Origin of the sequence: Chimaeribacter coloradensis (assembly GCF_002858715.1) — a bacterium.
In the GTDB taxonomy this organism is placed as follows: Bacteria; Pseudomonadota; Gammaproteobacteria; order Enterobacterales; family Enterobacteriaceae; genus Chimaeribacter; species Chimaeribacter coloradensis.
Genome location: NZ_PJZH01000012.1, coordinates 1 through 15,378, shown reverse-complemented (window position 1 = coordinate 15,378; position 15,378 = coordinate 1). Strand labels below are relative to the sequence as shown.

Sequence of the window (15,378 nt, the reverse complement as noted above, 5' to 3'; positions counted from 1 at the left end):
CGGGTGTGAGCCACCCGCCCCCTTTTTTGTCAGGAGTTGCAAATGGACGCATTTAAACAGCAAGAAGTATGGTTTGTGATCGGCACCCAGCACCTGTATGGGCCGGAGACGCTGCGCCAGGTCAGGGAGAACGCCGAACAGGTGGTCAACAGCCTGAACAAAGAAGCGCGCCTGCCGGTGAAGCTGGTGCTGAAGCCGCTCGGCACCTCCCCGGATGAGATCACCGCCATCTGCCGCGATGCCAACTACCACAACGACTGCATCGGCATCATCACCTGGCTGCATACCTTCTCCCCGGCCAAGATGTGGATCGCCGGGCTGAGCATCCTCAACAAGCCGCTGTTGCAGTTCCATACCCAGTTCAACGCCCAGGTGCCGTGGGAAACCATGGACATGGACTTTATGAACCTGAACCAGACCGCCCACGGCGGCCGCGAGTTCGGCTTTATCGGCGCGCGGATGCGCCAGCAGCACAGTGTGATCGCCGGGCACTGGCAGGATGGCGAGTCCCACCGCCGCATTGCCGAGTGGATGCGCGTGGCTGCCGCCCGCCAGGAGAGCCAACAGCTGAAAGTGGCGCGCTTCGGCGACAACATGCGTGAAGTGGCGGTCACCGAGGGTGACAAAGTCGGCGCGCAGATCCAGTTCGGCTACAGCGTCAGCGCGTATGGCATCGGCGACCTGGTCAGCGTGATCAATGAAGTCAGCAAAGGCGACGTCGACACGCTGATTGAGGAGTATGAGGCGAGCTACGAGCTGACCGACGCGGTAAAACTCAACGGCGACAAACGCGAGAACCTGCTGGACGCGGCGCGCATTGAGCTGGGCATGACCCGCTTCCTGGAGCAGGGCAACTTCCGCGCCTTCACCACCAACTTCGAAAACCTCTGGGGCATGCAGCAACTGCCGGGGCTGGCGGTGCAGCGCCTGATGCAGAAAGGCTACGGCTTCGGCGGCGAAGGTGACTGGAAAACCGCCGCGCTGCTGCGCATCATGAAAGTGATGGCCAGCGGGCTGGAGGGCGGCACCTCCTTTATGGAGGATTACACCTACAACTTCCAGAGCGGCAATGACCTGGTGGTCGGCTCGCACATGCTGGAAGTCTGCCCGAGCATCGCCAAAGAGCAGAAACCGACCCTCGATGCCCAGTACCTCGGCATCGGCGGCAAGGCGGATCCGGCGCGCCTGATCTTCTCCACCCCGGCCGGCCCGGCGCTGAACGCCAGCGTGATCGACATGGGTGACCGCTTCCGCCTGCTGGTGAACGTGGTGGATACGGTGGAGCAGCCGCACCCGCTGCCGAAACTGCCGGTGGCGCGCGCCATCTGGAAAGCGCAGCCGGATCTGCCGACCGCGGCGGAAGCCTGGATCCTGGGCGGCGGCGCGCACCACACGGTGTTCAGCCAGGCGCTGACGCTGGACCACATGCGCCTGTATGCGGAGATGCACAACATTGAGCTGCTGGTGATTGACAACCAGACCACGCTGCCGGCCTTCAAGGACGCGCTGCGCTGGAATGAGGTCTACTACAAGATCTGCGCCAAATAACCGGTACGCCGGATGTAAAAAAGAGTGGGCAATGGCCCACTCTTCTTTTTTCTGCCGGTTATCGCCTCCCTGGCACCTCCCCTCCCGGCCCAGGTTGCCGTTACTTCTCTCCCTGATTATTTCTCTGTTTTCTGCGCATCCTCAGGCGACGCAGCACTGCCCGGATCCACCGCCTGACCGGCATCAGCGGGTTGCCCTCCGCTGGGCGCAGCGGCACCGGCGGCATCAGGCTGCTGGCCGACAACGATCTCCTGGGTGCCGCTGTCAGTGGGGTCGGCGCTTTCGGCGGAAGCCGGGGGTGCCGTCTCCGCTGTCGCCTGCGCAGCCGACTCCGCTGCTGCGGGCGCGGCGGCCGGCTGGGCGCTGCCCCCGCTGACGGCTGCCCCGGCGGACGGGTCGCTGCCATCCTCAGACTGAACGATCACCCCGGCCGGGGCGGCCTCCTGCGCGTCCGGTTGCGCCGGGGCCGCACTGCCTGCCTCTGCGGCAGGTTGCTCAGGCGCGGCGGCAGGCTGTTCCGGTGCCGTGGGCTGATCCTGACCCGCCGCGGGCACCGCCTCCGGTGGGGTCTCGGCCAGTATCTCTTTCCCACTGGCGACCGCATCCGGGGACTGCTCACCCGCCTCAACCGGGCCATCTTCCCCGGCCGTCTGCACGCCTTTTACCGGGGAGGCGGAGGCGGCCGCCTCGGTGGCCGCCTGTTGCCCCCCGGAAGTCGGGGCGCTGGAGACAATCGCCCCGCCTGAGTCGCCGCTGGTGGTGCCGTCCTGCGGCTCAGTGCCGCTGCCGCCGGTAGGCTGGGTGGCGGCGTTGTCGGTGCCGGTGCCTGCCGTCAGGACGTCAGCCGGCTGGTCCGGGATGGCGCTGCTGCCTTCTGCCACCGGGGCCTGTGCCGCCGCAGGCTGGGCCGCCGGGGCGCTCTCAGGGGCGGCTCCGCCCTCTGCGGGTTGCGCGGCGGCATCACTTCCCGCGTCAGCGGGCTGTGCGGCCGGTTGTTGTTCAGCCGGTTGCTGTTCGGCAGCGGGCTGTGCAGCGGCGGCCGGTTGCTGTTCGGCCGGTTGTTGTTCGGCCGGTTGCTGCGCGGCCGCGTCAGCGGACGGGGCCTGACCGGCAGGCGGCACGGCCTGCGGCGGGGTCTCGCCAACCATCTCATAGCCGCTGGGCGGCGCGTCTGAGGGGGGTTGCGCCCCGGCAGGCACCACGTCGCCAATTGGCGCGGCACCCGCTTCCACCACCTCTTTGGTGGTCACCGCCGCGATGGGCGCACCCGGCGCGCCGGACGCGCCCGGATCGCCGCTGGTGGTGCCGTCCTGCGGTTCGGTGCCGCTGCCGCCGGTAGGCAGGGTGGCGGCACTGCCGCTGACCGGCGGCGCGTTGCCGTTAATCGCCTTCAGCGCGGCCGCGCCAAGCTGGGTGGTGAGGTTATTGACGGCCTGACCGGCCGCATCACCGGCGGCGGAGACCGCCGCACCCGCGATCCCGGCCATCACTTGCCGGGCCTGGTCCAGCAGGCCGCTTTCACGCTCTTGCAGGAAGACTTTCGCCCGTTTCGCCAGCACGTCGGCCGGCTGATCCGGCACGGTGGCCGCGGCCGAGGCCCTTTCCGCCAGACTCTGCTGCGCCACCGCGGCCGCGGCCGCCAGGCTTGCCTCGATGGTCTGTTTCGCCAGCTCTTTCGGGGCCGGTTCACTGCCCTCACCCTGGGAGGCATCCACGGTGCTCTGTTGACTGGGTGCCCCTTCCACGGCAAAGATCGAGTAGTCCACCAGCATGTTGCCGGTCAGGTCAGTGACGGCATCCTCTTTGCGCTCGCCGTGCGGGTAGTGCTGGGCGCGGTTCAGCGAAAGGTAGAGCAGCCCCAGCTGTTCGTCATCCTCATCGCGCAGCCGTTGTGACATCACCTCCGTCACAAACTTGGTGATCTCCACCCCGGCGCGGAAGGCGGGGTTAGCCGCCGTCGCCACCAGCGAGCCGAGTGAGGTGGCAAAATTGTTGAACTCCTCATGGTTGGCGATGGATGAAAACACCGAGCCCAGCTCGCGGGTATCTTTGTTGCTTTTCACCGCCATCAGACACCAGCTGATGTCTTCCGGGATCTTGTCGCTCTGGAACAGGTTATACCCGGTGGTGCCGAAGGTCAGGCGCGCGTTGTCCTTGACGTTTTCCACGGTGGTGAGGATCTGCGAGGAGCTGACGCTCTGCACCGCCCGCGCCAGCAGCGCGGTTTTCTGGGCCGGGTCGTTGCTGTCCAGCCAGGTGTCGATGTCCGGCAAAATAGATTGGCTGGTGGTAATAAAACTGATTAATTTCACATCCGACAGATCTTTGCGCCAGTTAAACAGGGAACGGGTGGACCCATTACTGGTCAATTTTACTTGGTTGGCTCGGAAATAGAACATAATGTACCTCTTCGTAATAGTAAGGAAATGCGGCCTGGCGGAAGTCGCCGCAGGAATAAAAAGTCCGGTTATGCATTAATGACCAACACCGCTTCGTGCAATAAAAGGTGTGCGCCCCGCCCCTCCCGCACAGCCCAACAATGGGGGCGCACAAAACGTGTTTTCTCACTGACACGGCTCCTGCTGTTATTTCTCCTGTACCCTGTTATGTAATGCGTTTAATGCATCGTCCTTGATTCGGCTGCTCAGGCTCGATCCAAAGAAATATTGGATAATGGCCGACAGCGCGACCCCCAAAAGAAAACCGGTCACGGTATTAATCATGCTCTCCCGCTGTTCGATATTGACGGACGGCGAAAAACAGGCCATGAACAAAAACAGAAACGTCAGTAAGGTGACGCATAAGGCATACAGATAAAGAAAATGGTTGCTCAGGAGGCGCGGCGCCGGGGTGTCGCCCTCCGTGGGTACGGCTGCTTCCTGTGCGGCCGGGTTGACCGCGTCGTCTGCTTGCCCTGTTATCTCCGGCCGGGCTTGCAGCTGTTCTGAATTATTTTCGTTCATGGTAAAACCTCCGTTAATTAATACATCCGTTATTTCAATGTCATCCCACTCCCTGCGATTCATTAAAGGCATAACATCAGCGGGGTAAGTGATAAAGTTCACCTGTTTCATTTTCTCTCACTGACCTCTATGAGGTGGGGAAACCGGCTGAATGAGAGAAGAGAGCCGAATAAAAAAGCCTCCCGATTCTCATTGATGCCCCGGTTAACGCGGCGGGATAAAGGTAAAAACAGCACATTAGACGGCGCTATTTCTCACCCTGGGTAAACGCACCGGGAAATAAGCCCGGCGGCGCAGGAGTAATAAGGCAGAAAATAACGGCGTGCTTTTTTTATCAGATTAATAACAGTGAACAATATGGGGGAGCGCGGTTCCGCTGAATGATTACCGCGAGTAATCTGCCGGGCTGCCGATGGCCGGAATATGACAATTGTTAGCCGGGAAAGCGGGGAAAAGGCGAAAGGAAAGCCTGAAAAAGCGAGGGCGGGCGGCCATTCCCCGTGCCGGACCGGCCCGGCACGGGGGACGCGGCGCCCTCAGGCGTGCCGGTTCAGGTGGGCCACGGCCTGCCGCAGCCAGTGCAGCAGCGGTTCATCCAGCCAGGTGCCCTGGGAGAGCTCCGGCTGCTCCTCCATCGCCAGGCGGATTTTGGCGTGGGTTTGCGGGTCGTTGCCGGCATAGGCGCAGAACAGCGCCATCCAGCGCTGCGCCAGCGGCCGCGCCTCGTCAGAATCAGGGGCGACGCCCTGCTCCATCGCCCGGCGCATCTCGGCGACAAGCGGCGGCCAGGCGGAGATCTGCTTCGGGTAGTGCTCATAGAGGAACGCGTATTCACGCTCATTCAGGTAATGGCGCAGGATCTGCATTTTGTTTTCGGCAAAGGCGCGGGTGATAAATGCCTCAATCTCCGGCGTCATGCCGATGGCCGCCCGCATGGCCGGTTCCTGCTGGTGCATCTGGTTAAGGCGGTTGAGGAAATCGGGGTTGCAGGCCGTGTCGCGCTCCAGCGCCAGCATCCAGCGCATCGCCAGTTGCCGCGCCGCCGGCTCCTGCGGCAGGGTGCGGTTCTCCAGCAGCCACTCCGCCTCTTTCACCAACGCCCGCCACTCGGTGTCCCGCGCCTCATCCGCCTGGGAGAGCGGCAGCCGGGTCAGCTCCTCCTGGGTAAAATATTTCTCATACATCGTCATTAACCCCCATGTTATCAGCGACCAGTTCCAGCGTTGCCAGCCACTCCTGGATCGGCGTCTCTTCGTTCCTCTGCAGCTGGTCAGCCATGCGTACCAGCCGCCGCCGGAGGAACATCAGTTTGGCAAGCTGTTTGTCCATCATAGCAATTTGCCGGGGAATCACCTCATGCAGCGGCAAGGCGTGCCGGGCCAGCAGTTCGCCGATTTCAGCCAGGGAGAGCCCAAACCGGCGCAGCGCCTGGATCTGGTGCAGCCGAACCAGATCATGTTCATGGTAAAGGCGATACCCCCCGGGCGAACGCGCGCCCGGTTTCAGCAAACCCAGTGCGTCATAATGATGCAGTGTCCGTACAGTCACCCCGCCGCGGCGGGCCAGTTCTCCTATCAGCATCACGATCTCCTTTTCTGTACATATCTGCATAGCGTGCGGCCTGACGTTACGTCAGGGTCAAGCCTTTTTGTTACACGCCATGCACCTTGCGCCGTGCGCCCGATCGCAAAATGCTTCACCGGCTGCAACCGGTTTCTGAAACCGGTTGCAGCCCCAGGGGGGCTTTTTTACACTGGCTGCCGGTACGCTTCACACAGGAGATCAGGCGATGTCAGCATTTCCAGACGGGTTTTTATGGGGCGCGGCGACCGCGGCCTACCAGGTTGAGGGCGGGTATCAGGCGGACGGCAAAGGGCCGTCAATCTGGGATGAGTTTGCCCACCGCCCGAGCGCGACTTACCAGGGCACCAACGGCGACGTGGCCGTCGACCACTACCACCGCTTCCGCGAAGATGTGGCGCTGATGGGCGAGCTGGGCATGAAGAGCTACCGCTTCTCCCTCTCCTGGCCGCGCCTGCTGCCCACCGGGCGCGGCCAGGTCAATGAGGCGGGGGTCGCCTTCTACAGTGACCTGATTGATGAACTGCTGAAGCACCAGATTGAGCCGATGATCACCCTCTACCACTGGGATCTGCCGCTGGCGCTGCAACAGGAGGGCGGCTGGGAGGCGCGCAGCACCGCCGACGCCTTTGTGGAGTATGCGCGGCTCTGCTACCAGCGCTTCGGTGACCGGGTGAAACTCTGGTCAACCTTTAATGAGACGGTGGTGTTTATCGGCCACGGCTACATTACCGGTGCCCATCCCCCGGCCGTGCAGGACCCGGCGCGCGCGGTGCAGGCGTGCCACCATGTGTTTGTGGCCCACGCCGCTGCCGTGGCCGCATTCCGCCAGAGCGGCATTCCCGGGCAGATCGGCTTTGTGAATGTGCTGCAACCGCACACCCCACGCAGCAGCGCGCCGGAGGATGTGGCCGCCTGCGAGCTGGCGGACGGCATCTACACCCACTGGCTCTACGACCCGGTGCTCAAGGGGGAATACCCGGCCGAGCTGCTGGCGAAGACCCAGTCCCTGTGGGGCGTGCCGCGCTTTGCGCCGGGGGATGACGCGCTGCTGCGCAACAACCTCTGTGACTTTATCGGCCTCAACTTCTATAAGCGCGAGACGGTGGCGGCCAACCCGCACGGCGAGACCCAGCTCACCGCCAACCACAGCGGCACCCGCGGCAGCGGCCACCAGCCGGGCAAGGAGTTCGGCTTCAAAGGGCTGTTTAAGTTTGTGCGCAACCCGGACGGCATCTACACCGACTGGGACTGGGAGATCTACCCGCAGGGGCTGACGGACGGCATCCTGGCGATCAAGGCGCGCTACGGCGACGTGCCGATCTACATCACCGAAAACGGCCTGGGGGCGAAAGACCCGGTCATCGACGGCGAGGTGGTGGATGATGACCGCATCGCCTACCTGAGCCGGCACATCGCGGCGATTGCCGACGCCATCGAACAGGGCGCAGAGGTGCGCGGCTACTACCCGTGGTCGTTTATTGACCTGCTGAGCTGGCTCAACGGCTACCAGAAGCAGTACGGGTTTGTCTATGTGGACCACGCGCGTGGGCTGGCGCGCCAGCGTAAAAAGAGCTTCTTCTGGTACCAGAAGGTGATCGCCGGCAACGGCGAACTGCGCTGAGGCCGCGGGCCGGTGACCTACCGGCCCCGCTTCGCCCTGCCCGCCCTGCCTTTCCCAATCTTCCGGTTTATTTCTTAAACCGCGATCCGCTTTTACAACACATTCTTGATAAGCCGGGGAATTTCACTCTGGTAGTATGTGCCGGCTGAATGCGGGCCTCCCGCGTTGTTTCACCCTGCACAAAGGTTTTTTATGTCGCTAAATCAAGACGCCCGGCGCATTGGCGGATGGTTGCTGGCCCCGCTGGCCTACCTGATCATGACGCTGCTGGGCAATACGCTGACGCTGGTGCTCTATGGCATGGCGCTCTCCCACAGTGACTCCCGCGCGCGGCTGCTCGGCACCACCGGCATGGCGCTGCCCTGGTATTTGTCACTGGTGACGGCACTGGCGATGTGGCTGTTCAGCGCCTGGGTGCTGTGGCAGTTCACCCAGCGCAAACGCATTGTGCCGCGGCTCTATATTTTCTGGCTGCTGGTGACGGTGCTGCTGGCGATCAAAAGCTTTGCCTTTGCGCCGGTGCCGGATGACTTCGCCGTGCGCAGCCTGCTGGCCCCGCTGCTGGCGGCCGCGCTGCTGGTGCCCTATTTTGCCCGCTCCCGCCGGGTAAAACAGACATTTATTGGCTAACCCCGCTGCCGCGCGCCCCGCGCCGCGGCAGGCAGCGGTTTTTTTGACTTCAGACTCTCAGGCATTGCAATGACCGAATACCTGCTCCTGTTTGTCGGCACTGTGCTGGTAAACAACTTTGTATTGGTGAAATTCCTTGGGCTGTGCCCGTTTATGGGGGTGTCCAAGAAACTGGAGACCGCCATCGGCATGGGGCTCGCCACCACCTTTGTGATGACGCTGGCCTCGATCAGCGCCTGGGCGATCAACAGCTTTATCCTGTTGCCGCTCGATCTCATCTACCTGCGCACCCTCTCCTTTATTCTGGTGATCGCCGTGGTGGTGCAATTCACGGAGATGGTGGTGCGCAAGACCAGCCCGTCGCTCTACCGTTTGCTGGGGATTTTCCTGCCGCTGATCACCACCAACTGCGCGGTGCTGGGCGTGGCGTTGCTGAACATCAACGAATCCCATAACTTTTTGCAGTCCGCGGTGTATGGCTTCTCGGCTGCGGCCGGTTTCTCCCTGGTGATGGTGCTGTTTGCCGCCATCCGTGAGCGCCTGGCGGTGGCGGATGTGCCTGCGCCGTTCCGCGGCTCCTCGATTGCGCTGGTGACCGCCGGGCTGATGTCCCTGGCCTTTATGGGCTTTACCGGTCTGGTGAAATTCTGATGAGCGCGTTGTGGATTGCGATTGCGGCGCTGACGCCGCTGGCACTGATTTTCGGGCTGGTGCTGGGTTACGCCTCGCGCCGTTTCAAAGTAGACGAAGACCCGGTGGCCGAACAGGTCGACGCGCTGCTGCCGCAAAGCCAGTGCGGCCAGTGCGGCTACCCCGGCTGCCGCCCCTACGCCGAGGCGGTGGCCAACGGCGAGAAGATCAACAAATGCGCGCCCGGCGGCGAGCAGGTGATGGTGAAGATCGCCGCGCTGCTGAACGTTGAGCAGCAGCCGCTGGACGGTGGTGACAGCGTCACGCACCCGGTGCGCAAAGTGGCCTTTGTGGATGAGAGCAACTGCATCGGCTGCACCAAGTGCATCCAGGCCTGCCCGGTGGACGCGATTGTCGGCGCGACCCGCGCCGTGCACACCGTGGTGGCCGACCTCTGTACCGGCTGCGACCTCTGCGTCGCCCCCTGCCCAACTGACTGTATTGAGATGATTCCGGTAAAAACCACTACCGCCAACTGGAAATGGGATCTGAACACTATTCCGGTGCGCGTTGTCACGGAGGGCCGGCATGTTTAACCTGCTCAAAGCCCTGAACAAACATAAAATCTGGGACTTCGCGGGCGGCATCCATCCGCCGGAGATGAAGACCCAGTCGAGCCATGCGCCGCTGCGCAAGGCCCCGCTCAGCCCTGAATTCATTATCCCGCTGCAACAGCACCTCGGCCCCGAGGGCGAGCTGCTGGTCAAGGCGGGCGACCGGGTGCTGAAAGGCCAGCCGCTCACCGCAGGCCGCGGCCGCACGCTGCCGGTCCATGCGCCGACCTCCGGCACGGTGCGCACCATTGAGCCGCGCATCACCGCCCACCCGTCCGGCCTGAAAGAGCTGTGTGTGGTGCTGGACGCCGACGGCGACGACCGCTGGTGCGCGCTGTCACCGGTGACGGACTACCACCAGCAGAGCGCCAGCGACCTGGTGGCGCGCATCCACCAGGCGGGCGTGGCCGGCCTCGGCGGCGCAGGCTTCCCGACAGCCAGCAAATTGCAGGGCGGCCGTCACGGCGTGAAGACGCTGATCGTCAACGCCGCCGAGTGCGAGCCGTACATCACCGCCGATGACCGGCTGATGCAGGAGCATGCGCCGGAGATCGTCACCGGTACGCGCATCCTCTGCCATATCCTGCGCCCTGAGCGGGTGATCATCGGCATTGAGGACAACAAACCAGAGGCGATCGCCGCGCTGAAACAGGCGCTGAAAGCGGACGCCACGCCGGGCGTGAAACTTGAGCTGCGCGTCATCCCGACCAAATACCCCTCTGGCGGGGCCAAGCAGCTGACGCGCATCCTCACCGGGCAGGAGGTGCCGCACGGCAAACACTCCTCCTCAATTGGCGTGCTGATGCAGAACGTCGGCACGCTCTACGCCATTACCCGCGCCATCCTGCACGGCGAGCCGCTGATTGAGCGCGTGGTGACGCTGACCGGCGAGTCTGTCGCCCAGCCCGGCAACTTCTGGGTGCGCATCGGCACGCCGGTGTCACTGCTGCTGAACGTCGCCGGTTTCCGGCCGCACGACCAGCAACTGGTGATCATGGGCGGGCCGCTGATGGGCTTCACCCTGCCGCACCTCGAGGTGCCGACGGTAAAAATCACCAACTGCCTGCTGGCCCCGTCGCAGAGCGAAATGGGCGCGCCGCAGGCCGAAGAGGCGTGCATCCGGTGCAGCCAGTGCGCCGACGCCTGCCCGGCCGGGCTGCTGCCGCAGCAGCTCTACTGGTTCAGCCGCGGCCAGGAGCATGAGAAGGCACGCAACTACAACCTGTTTGACTGCATCGAGTGCGGGGCCTGCGCCTACGTCTGCCCGAGCAACATCCCGCTGGTGCAGTATTACCGGCAGGAGAAGGCGGAGATCCGCGAGCTGGATCAGGAAGCGGCACGCGCCGCGGACGCTAAAGCGCGCTTTGAAGCCAAACAGGCGCGGATGGAGCGCGAGAAGCTGGCGCGTGAAGCCCGTCACCAGCAGGCTGCCGTGCGGCTGGACGAGAGTGACAACAGCGCCGCGCAGGCTGCCGTGGCACGGGTGAAAGCCAAACAGGCCGCCGCGCCGCAGGATGAGGCGGTGCGTGAGGCAGAGCGCGCCGAACGCCGCGCCCGCCGCGCCGCCATTGAGGCGGAAGTCCCGGCAGACCAGACGTCGCAGTCGGAAGATGAGCATCACCATGATGCTGACCCGCGCAAAGCCGCGGTGGCTGCTGCCCTGGCCCGCGTCAAGGCGAAGAAAGCGGCTGATGCCGCGGCTGCCCCAGCCGCTGACGCGCCGGAACAGAGCGCCGACGATAAACGTAAAGCCGCCGTCGCCGCGGCGGTCGCCCGCGCCAAAGCGAAAAAGGCGGTCGAGGCGAATGCGGACTTCGGCACCGCCGAGGTGGTGGATGCCCCGGCCGACGCCCTGACGCAAAGCCCGGATGACAAGCGCAAAGCCGCTGTGGCTGCCGCCCTCGCCCGCGTCAAAGCGAAGAAAGCCGCGCAGGCGCAGGACGCCCCGGCTGAGCCTGCCCCGGCAGAAGCGCCTGAGCAGACCGCCGAGGAGAAGCGCAAAGCCGCCGTGGCTGCTGCCGTCGCCCGCGCCAAGGCCAAACGCGCTGAAAACGCAGAGGCCGCCCCGGCTGAGCCTGCCCCGGCAGAAGCGCCTGAGCAGACCGCCGAGGAGAAGCGCAAAGCCGCTGTGGCTGCCGCCGTCGCCCGCGCCAAGGCCAAACGCGCTGAAAACGCAGAGGCTGCTCCGGCTGAGCCTGCCCCGGCAGAAACGCCTGAGCAGACCGCCGAGGAGAAACGCAAAGCCGCCGTGGCTGCTGCCGTCGCCCGCGCCAAGGCCAAACGCGCTGAAAACACAGAGGCCGCCCTGGCTGAGCCTGCCCCGGCAGAAGCGCCTGAGCAGACCGCCGAGGAGAAACGCAAGGCCGCCGTGGCTGCTGCCGTCGCCCGCGCCAAGGCCAAACGCGCTGAAAAAGCGGAAGCCGCCCCGGCTGAGCCTGCCCCGGCCAATGACGAAGCACCTGAACCGTTGCGCAAGGCCGCCGGAGAGCCACACACCGGCAGCGCCACGGAAAAACAACAAAGCGACCCGCGCAAGGAGGCCGTCGCCGCAGCGATTGCCCGTATCAAGGCGCGCAAGGCCGCAGAAGAAACGATGTCGAACGAGGAATAAATGGCTTTCAGAATCGCAAGTTCACCCTTTACCCATAACCGGCAACGCACCAGCAGCATCATGCTGTGGGTAATGCTGGCCTGCATCCCCGGCATGGCGGCGCAGGGGTACTTTTTCGGCCCCGGCAACCTGGTGCAGGTGGCGCTGGCGATGGTGACCGCGCTGATCGCCGAAGGGGCGATCGTGGCGCTGCGCCGCCAGTCCGTCAAAGCGAAACTGGGCGACAATTCCGCCCTGCTCACCGCGCTGCTGCTGGGCGTCAGCCTGCCGCCGCTGGCACCCTGGTGGATGATTGTGCTCGGCACCTTCTTCGCCATCGTTATCGCCAAGGGGCTGTATGGCGGCCTCGGCCAGAACCCGTTCAACCCGGCGATGGTGGGCTACGTGGTGCTGCTGATCTCCTTCCCGGTGCAGATGACCACCTGGCTGCCGCCGGACACGCTGCAGGCGCACGCGCTGGGCTGGCACGACACCCTGCTCAGCATCTTCAGCGGCCACACCGGTGACGGCCTCACCGCCTACCAGTTGCAGACCAACGTGGACGGCGTGACCCAGGCGACGCCGCTGGACGGTTTCAAAACCGGGCTGCGCGCCGGGCACGCGTACACCCAGTTGCTGGCACAGCCGATCTACAGCGGCTTCCTGGCCGGGCTGGGCTGGCAGTGGGTGAACCTCGGCTTCCTGGCCGGTGGCCTGCTGCTGCTCGGCCGCCGCCTGATCCACTGGCACATCCCGGTAAGCTTCCTGCTGATGCTGGCGTTCTGCAGCGGGCTGGCGTGGCTGGTGAACCCGGCGCTCAACGCCTCGCCGCTGATCCACCTCTTCTCCGGCGCGACCATGCTCGGGGCGTTCTTTATCGCCACCGACCCGGTTACGGCGTCCACTACGCCACGCGGCCGGTTGATCTTCGGCGCGCTGATTGGGCTGCTGGTGTGGCTGATCCGCGTCTATGGCGGCTACCCGGACGGCGTCGCCTTTGCCGTGCTGCTGGCCAACATCACCGTGCCGCTGATTGACCACTACACCCAACCCCGTGTCTACGGGCATCGCTGAGGAGCTATGATGTTAGATACCATGCGACGCCACGGCACGACCCTGGCGCTGTTCGCGGCGTTGACCACCGGCCTGACCGCCGTGGTCTACACCCTGACCAAACCCACCATCAGCGATCAGGCCTCTCAGCAGCAGAAGGCGCTGTTTGACCAGGTGATCCCGGCGGAGGTCTACGACAACGCCATGCAGGGCGAGTGCCTGCTGGTTTCCGACCCGGCGCTGGGCAGCGCCGCGCCGCACCGCCTCTACCTGGCGCGCAAAGCCGGGCAGCCGGTGGCGGCCGTGGTGGAGACCACCGCGCCGGACGGCTACTCCGGGGCGATCCAGATCCTGGTGGCGGCTGACTTCCACGGCAAGGTCTACGGCACCCGGGTGCTGGAGCACCATGAGACGCCGGGGCTGGGGGACAAAATCGAGGTGCGGATCTCTGACTGGATCAAGCACTTCGCCCAACAGACCATTAACGGGCCGGACGACCGCCGCTGGGCGGTGAAAAAAGATGGCGGCATGTTTGACCAGTTTACCGGCGCGACCATCACCCCGCGCGCGGTGGTGAATGCGGTGCGCCGCACCACCCTCTATATGGAAACCCTGCCGCCAACATTGGCCACCTTATCCCCTTGTGGAGCCTCTGATGAGTGAAGCTAAACGCGTAACCCTCGACGGGTTGTGGAGAAACAACTCCGCGCTGGTGCAGCTGCTGGGCATGTGCCCGCTGCTGGCCGTGACCTCAACCGCCACCAACGCCCTGGGGCTGGGGCTGGCGACCACGCTGGTGCTGCTCTGCACCAACACCGCCATCTCCATGATGCGCCGCTGGATACCGAGTGAGATCCGCATCCCGATCTACGTGATGATCATCGCCTCGGTGGTGAGCTGCGTGCAGATGCTGATCAACGCCTACGCTTACGGCCTCTACCAGTCGCTGGGGATCTTCATTCCGCTGATCGTCACCAACTGCATCGTGATCGGCCGCCCGGAAGCGTACGCCGCCAAAGCGCCGGTGCGCTACGCCGCGCTGGACGGGCTGATGACCGGCCTCGGCGGCACCCTGACGATGTTTGTGCTCGGCTCGATGCGCGAGATCCTCGGTAACGGCACGCTGTTTGACGGCGCAGACCAGCTGCTTGGCAGCTGGGCGAAGGTGCTGCGGGTTGAGGTGGCGCACCTCGATTCGCCGTTCCTGCTGGCGATGCTGCCGCCGGGGGCGTTTATCGGCCTGGCGATGCTGCTGGCGATTAAATACCTGATTGACCAGAAGATGAAAGCGCGCAAAGCCGTGGCCGTCAGTGCCGCGTCGCCGGACACCCGGCCGGGGGAGCCGGTCTTATGAACCAGCAAAAGCGCACCACCATCCTGAGCCGGTTGCGGGACAACAACCCGCACCCCACCACCGAGCTGGTCTACAGCACCCCGTTTGAGCTGCTGATCGCCGTGCTGCTCTCGGCGCAGGCCACAGACGTCAGCGTCAACAAGGCCACCGCGAAGCTTTACCCGGTGGCCAACACGCCGCAGGCGATCCTCGATCTCGGCGTGGACGGGGTGAAGAGCTACATCAAGACCATCGGCCTTTACAACAGCAAGGCGGAGAACGTCATCAAGACCTGCCGCCAGCTGCTGGAGCGCCACGGCGGCGAGGTGCCGGAAGACCGCGCCGCGCTGGAGGCGCTGCCGGGCGTCGGCCGCAAGACCGCCAACGTGGTGCTCAACACCGCCTTTGGCTGGCCGACCATCGCCGTCGACACCCATATTTTCCGCGTCTGCAACCGCACGAACTTCGCCCCGGGCAAGAATGTGGACCAGGTTGAAGAGAAGCTGCTGAAGGTGGTGCCTGCGGAGTTTAAAGTCGATTGCCACCACTGGCTGATTTTGCACGGGCGCTACACCTGTATCGCCAGGAAGCCGCGGTGCGGGTCTTGTGTGATTGAGGATTTGTGTGAGTTTAAGGAGAAGGTTTATGCGTAGGGGGCGGGTTCGCCGGTTGTTGGGGGTATAGATCGAGGGGTATAGATCGAGGCAGGTTGCGTTGGCATACGGCCAGCACGCTTTCTGCGGCTCCGCTGCCGCCACCGCGCAAGGGGCGCGTAGGCGCGCGCCCCTTGCATCCCCGCGCCTTGGGTGATC

At 64.3% G+C, this 15,378-nt stretch carries 14 protein-coding genes; 10 read left to right on the top strand and 4 right to left on the bottom strand.

Going from position 1 to position 15,378, the window contains the following annotated elements:
• Positions 1-42: 42 nt before the first annotated feature.
• Positions 43-1,548, top strand: coding sequence for an L-arabinose isomerase (gene araA, locus CYR32_RS12595; protein ID WP_101824861.1), 1,506 nt, complete (start codon positions 43-45; stop codon positions 1,546-1,548).
• A 116-nt stretch (positions 1,549-1,664) separates the two neighbouring features.
• On the opposite strand, the gene CYR32_RS12590 is transcribed toward araA, so the two are convergent.
• From CYR32_RS12590 to CYR32_RS22040, 4 genes are all read right to left on the bottom strand, one after another.
• Entirely contained in the window at positions 1,665-3,860 is a 2,196-nt protein-coding gene (locus CYR32_RS12590) for a hypothetical protein (protein WP_146000697.1), read from the bottom strand.
• Between the two features lie 273 nt (positions 3,861-4,133).
• Positions 4,134-4,622, bottom strand: a complete 489-nt coding sequence (locus CYR32_RS12585) for a hypothetical protein (protein ID WP_101824857.1) — start codon at positions 4,620-4,622, stop codon at positions 4,134-4,136.
• Between the two features lie 425 nt (positions 4,623-5,047).
• On the bottom strand, positions 5,048-5,701 hold the full coding sequence (locus CYR32_RS22045) for a TipAS antibiotic-recognition domain-containing protein (RefSeq protein WP_338152916.1): 654 nt from the start codon (positions 5,699-5,701) through the stop codon (positions 5,048-5,050).
• Entirely contained in the window at positions 5,688-6,092 is a 405-nt protein-coding gene (locus CYR32_RS22040; protein ID WP_338152915.1) for a MerR family transcriptional regulator, read from the bottom strand. Before CYR32_RS22040 ends, CYR32_RS22045 begins: the two co-directional genes overlap by 14 nt.
• A gap of 208 nt (positions 6,093-6,300) precedes the next feature.
• On the opposite strand from CYR32_RS22040, the gene CYR32_RS12575 reads away from it, so the two are divergent.
• From CYR32_RS12575 to nth, 9 genes are all read left to right on the top strand, one after another.
• Complete coding sequence (locus CYR32_RS12575; RefSeq protein WP_101824855.1) at positions 6,301-7,716, top strand: glycoside hydrolase family 1 protein; 1,416 nt, start codon at positions 6,301-6,303, stop codon at positions 7,714-7,716.
• Between the two features lie 192 nt (positions 7,717-7,908).
• On the top strand, positions 7,909-8,346 hold the full coding sequence (locus CYR32_RS12570; protein WP_101824853.1) for a DUF2569 domain-containing protein: 438 nt from the start codon (positions 7,909-7,911) through the stop codon (positions 8,344-8,346).
• Positions 8,347-8,415: 69 nt separating this feature from the next.
• Positions 8,416-8,997, top strand: a complete 582-nt coding sequence (gene rsxA / locus CYR32_RS12565) for an electron transport complex subunit RsxA (RefSeq protein ID WP_072933084.1) — start codon at positions 8,416-8,418, stop codon at positions 8,995-8,997.
• A complete protein-coding gene (rsxB, locus tag CYR32_RS12560; RefSeq protein ID WP_101824851.1) occupies positions 8,997-9,572 on the top strand; it encodes an electron transport complex subunit RsxB in 576 nt (191 codons plus the stop codon). Before rsxA ends, rsxB begins: the two co-directional genes overlap by 1 nt.
• Positions 9,565-12,201 carry an electron transport complex subunit RsxC gene (gene rsxC, locus CYR32_RS12555; protein ID WP_101824849.1) on the top strand — a complete coding sequence of 879 codons (2,637 nt, stop codon included), beginning with the start codon at positions 9,565-9,567 and terminating at the stop codon, positions 12,199-12,201. Before rsxB ends, rsxC begins: the two co-directional genes overlap by 8 nt.
• Positions 12,202-13,254, top strand: coding sequence for an electron transport complex subunit RsxD (gene rsxD / locus CYR32_RS12550; protein WP_101824847.1), 1,053 nt, complete (start codon positions 12,202-12,204; stop codon positions 13,252-13,254).
• A gap of 9 nt (positions 13,255-13,263) precedes the next feature.
• A complete protein-coding gene (gene rsxG, locus CYR32_RS12545) occupies positions 13,264-13,896 on the top strand; it encodes an electron transport complex subunit RsxG (protein WP_101824845.1) in 633 nt (210 codons plus the stop codon).
• On the top strand, positions 13,889-14,587 hold the full coding sequence (locus CYR32_RS12540) for an electron transport complex subunit E (protein ID WP_101824843.1): 699 nt from the start codon (positions 13,889-13,891) through the stop codon (positions 14,585-14,587). Before rsxG ends, CYR32_RS12540 begins: the two co-directional genes overlap by 8 nt.
• Positions 14,584-15,219 (top strand): endonuclease III, encoded by a 636-nt coding sequence (gene nth / locus CYR32_RS12535; protein ID WP_101824841.1) that lies wholly within the window; start codon positions 14,584-14,586, stop codon positions 15,217-15,219. The genes CYR32_RS12540 and nth overlap by 4 nt, the downstream gene beginning before the upstream one ends.
• Positions 15,220-15,378: the final 159 nt, after the last annotated feature.

What these genes read in the sequence shown, in the direction of transcription:
- rsxA (WP_072933084.1), top strand. Translation starts at nt 8,416, where the DNA reads ATGACCGAATACCTGCTCCTGTTTGTCGGCACTGTGCTGGTAAACAAC.
- CYR32_RS12570 (WP_101824853.1), top strand. Translation starts at nt 7,909, where the DNA reads ATGTCGCTAAATCAAGACGCCCGGCGCATTGGCGGATGGTTGCTGGCC.
- CYR32_RS22040 (WP_338152915.1), bottom strand. Translation starts at nt 6,092, where the DNA reads ATGCTGATAGGAGAACTGGCCCGCCGCGGCGGGGTGACTGTACGGACA.
- CYR32_RS12575 (WP_101824855.1), top strand. Translation starts at nt 6,301, where the DNA reads ATGTCAGCATTTCCAGACGGGTTTTTATGGGGCGCGGCGACCGCGGCC.
- rsxB (WP_101824851.1), top strand. Translation starts at nt 8,997, where the DNA reads ATGAGCGCGTTGTGGATTGCGATTGCGGCGCTGACGCCGCTGGCACTG.
- CYR32_RS22045 (WP_338152916.1), bottom strand. Translation starts at nt 5,701, where the DNA reads ATGACGATGTATGAGAAATATTTTACCCAGGAGGAGCTGACCCGGCTG.
- araA (WP_101824861.1), top strand. Translation starts at nt 43, where the DNA reads ATGGACGCATTTAAACAGCAAGAAGTATGGTTTGTGATCGGCACCCAG.
- rsxG (WP_101824845.1), top strand. Translation starts at nt 13,264, where the DNA reads ATGTTAGATACCATGCGACGCCACGGCACGACCCTGGCGCTGTTCGCG.
- rsxC (WP_101824849.1), top strand. Translation starts at nt 9,565, where the DNA reads ATGTTTAACCTGCTCAAAGCCCTGAACAAACATAAAATCTGGGACTTC.
- rsxD (WP_101824847.1), top strand. Translation starts at nt 12,202, where the DNA reads ATGGCTTTCAGAATCGCAAGTTCACCCTTTACCCATAACCGGCAACGC.
- CYR32_RS12540 (WP_101824843.1), top strand. Translation starts at nt 13,889, where the DNA reads ATGAGTGAAGCTAAACGCGTAACCCTCGACGGGTTGTGGAGAAACAAC.
- CYR32_RS12585 (WP_101824857.1), bottom strand. Translation starts at nt 4,622, where the DNA reads ATGAAACAGGTGAACTTTATCACTTACCCCGCTGATGTTATGCCTTTA.
- nth (WP_101824841.1), top strand. Translation starts at nt 14,584, where the DNA reads ATGAACCAGCAAAAGCGCACCACCATCCTGAGCCGGTTGCGGGACAAC.